Raw genomic sequence first — 3,204 nt, 5'->3', positions numbered from 1 at the left:
TACGCCACCAGAATTGCATAAAATATCAGGAATTACAGTAATCCCATTATTTAATAATACTTTTTCTCCTTCAACAGATGTTGGTCCATTTGCTCCTTCAGCAACCAAAAACGCTTTAATTTTATGTGCATTTTCTTCAGTAATTTGATTTCCTAATGCAGCTGGTATACAAATATCACAATCAAGTGCATAAAAGTCTTCTTTTTCTATTGCCAATGCATTTGGATATTCTTTTATACTTCCATTATTTTTTAACATATAATTTTGTAAATCTTCAACAGCAATTCCTTTAGCGTTATAAATAGTTCCAAAAGCATCTTGCACACTAATTAATAGAGCGCCTTCTTTAGCCAAAAAATGAGAAACCCAATAACCCACATTACCAAAACCTTGTACAATATATTTTTTACCTTCTAAAGAAATATTATTTGCTTTTGCCCAATATTTAATGGTTAGATAAACTCCATAACCAGTAGCTCTATCTCTTCCTTCTAACCCTCCAGATCCGATTGGTTTTCCAGTAACAACATGTTGATTTTTAGAACGCTCTGAAGGTGTTTTTGTAGACATATATGTGTCTGCAATCCATGCCATAGTTTGTGCATTTGTATTAACATCTGGCGCTGGAATATCGTGTTCTGGCCCAATATTATCTCCCAATGCATAAGTAAACCTTCTAGTTATTCTTTCCAATTCTGCCTTAGAATACTTAGAAGGATCTATTTGAATTCCTCCTTTTGCGCCTCCATAAGGCAACCCTGCTAAAGAAGTTTTCCAAGTCATCCACATAGCAAGTGCCTTTACAGCATCGGTATCTGTAGTTGAATGGTATCTTAAACCTCCCTTATAAGGTCCTAAAGCATTATTATGCTGCACACGGTAACCCGTAAAAACTTCAACCTCCCCGTTGTCCATTTTAACTGGAAAATGAATAACTAATTCATTATTTGTATTCGCTAAAATTTTTCTAATATTAGGGTTTAAACCTATAAGATCTGCAACAGCATTAAACTGTTTCATTACATTTTTATACATTCCTTGCTTATGAACTTTTTTTTGTTTTGTCTCTTGTATCAACATATTTATTAATTTTAAAATAATACTAAATCTTGATTATTTATTTGAAAATCATTGTTGTGGTTTTGTTTGGTAACCTCAAAATCACTGCATGACCAAATAAATCTTTTACATTCAGTTAACGAGCAATATTGTTTGTGAATGCAATTTGAACACAAACTACTATCTATTTTATTCATAATGCTATTATTTAGATTTGTCTCCATAAAGCAAGAGCCATTCCAATAAACAACATGATTAATTTTTTTTAAGTATATACTTGATTTTAAGATTATTAATCACCTTTAAAAGGTTTTAATCATAAACTGAGGTGAGGAAATATTCCTCAAATGAATCAAAATTACCCAATATTAAACCTTGAGTATTATTGAATTTTTTGACGAAGTGTTTTTCGATCTATTTGTAAAATTTCAGCAGCCTTTGACTTGTTATTTCCAGTAGCTTCTAAAACTTTAAGTATGTATTTTTTTTCATATTCCTTAAGAGAAGCAAAGGAAGTTTCGTTAAAATTTATTTTAAATTTTAAATATTCTGGTAAATCTTTAACTTCTATAGTATTTGAATCAGCCAAAATAATAGCTTGCTGCACAACATTTTCAAGCTCTCTAATATTTCCCTGCCAATGATGCCGCTTTAAAATATTCAGCGCATCAATTGATATTTTTATAAATTGATCTTTATACTCTAATCCATATTTAAATAAAAATTTATCCACTAAAAGCGGAATATCGGATATTCTATTTCGAAGTGGAGGAACCTCAATTTGAACTACTGTTAAACGATAATACAAATCTTCTCTAAATATTTTCTTTTGAATAAGTTCTAGTAAATTACTATTTGTAGCTGTTATAACACGAATATCCAATTTTGTAGCGTTTTGCGCCCCTATTTTAGTAATTTCCTTTTCTTGTAAAACTCGCAAAAGTCTAGCTTGAACAGCTAGTGAAGCATTTCCAATTTCATCTAAAAAAATAGTTCCAGTATTTGCGGCTTGGAAGAATCCATTTCTATTAGTATCCGCTCCTGTAAAAGCACCTTTAACATAACCAAATAATTCAGATTCTAATAAGGTTTCTGGAATTGCAGCGCAATTAACAGCAATAAAAGGTGCGCGAGCAAATTTACCCATGTAATGAATCGCTCTAGCTACCAATTCTTTTCCTGTACCACTTTCACCCTGTATAAAAACAGTTGCTTTATTATTTTTAACTCTATCAATAATTTCGGTTACTTTTTTTAATTCTTTAGAGCTTCCTATTAGTTCTCCGTAACTTTGTTTATCCGTTTTATTTAAAACTTTATTGTGAGTTGTTTTGGTTAATTTTTGAGAAAACGATTTTGCAACAGCTTCTTTTAATTCCTCTTTTGTAAAAGGCTTTACTAAATAATCAACAGCTCCTGATTTCATAACATCAACTGCATCATGTAAAGACGGATAGCCGGTAACAACTAATTTAGGAAGTGCAGGAAAATGTTCAGAAACATATTTAATAAGCTGAAAACCATCAACTTCAGGCATTTTAAGATCAGTGATCAACAAGTCTATTTCAGTATCTTTCAATATTTGAATTGCTTCTTTTACAGATATTGCCTTATAACTATGGTAATTTAAGTCGTACAAATGCCGTTGTATAAGTTCTAAAATGTTAACATCATCATCTACAATTAATATGTTCTCTTTTTTTAATGTCATAACAATTATAATTTAGGAAAATTAACAATAAAAGTTGTGCCTTTTGGAAAGTTAGGTTGGTGTTTAATTGTACCCATATGGCTTTTAATAATTCCGTGCACAACACTTAATCCTAAACCAGATCCATCTCCAACAGGTTTGGTTGTAAAAAAAGGTTCAAATATTTTATCGTAAATACTATTTTTTATTCCTGGTCCTTGATCGGAAATACTTAATGTTACATTTTTTAAGTTATCAGTTACATTTATAGTAATAATACCTTCTTCAGGTGAAAAATAAATAGCATTTAAAATTAAATTAAAAACAACTTGAGTAAGTTGAATAGTATCCACTTTTAACTTAATTAATGGGTTACTGAAGTTTGATGTATACTTGATTTTGTGTTTTTTAAACGTTGGATCTAATAGGTTTATTGCGTCTAAAATAACCTCATT

Annotated in this window: 3 protein-coding genes; all 3 read right to left on the bottom strand. The window is 30.2% G+C overall.

Translation table 11 applies throughout. The features are described from left to right. Positions 1-1,080 (bottom strand): Glu/Leu/Phe/Val dehydrogenase (locus tag AB1Z17_RS00825; protein WP_368049891.1); only part of this gene is annotated, 1,080 nt, incomplete at its 3' end. A 361-nt stretch (positions 1,081-1,441) separates the two neighbouring features. Beyond that, positions 1,442-2,770 carry a sigma-54-dependent transcriptional regulator gene (locus AB1Z17_RS00820; RefSeq protein WP_368049890.1) on the bottom strand — a complete coding sequence of 443 codons (1,329 nt, stop codon included), beginning with the start codon at positions 2,768-2,770 and terminating at the stop codon, positions 1,442-1,444. 5 nt (positions 2,771-2,775) lie between these two features. Next, the coding region (locus AB1Z17_RS00815) for a sensor histidine kinase (RefSeq protein WP_368049889.1) at positions 2,776-3,204 on the bottom strand (429 nt) is incomplete at its 5' end.

The organism is Lutibacter sp. (assembly GCF_040883305.1).
In the GTDB taxonomy this organism is placed as follows: Bacteria; Bacteroidota; Bacteroidia; order Flavobacteriales; family Flavobacteriaceae; genus Lutibacter.
Note: the sequence above shows the minus strand (reverse complement) of the source record. Positions and strands in the feature narration are given on the sequence as shown.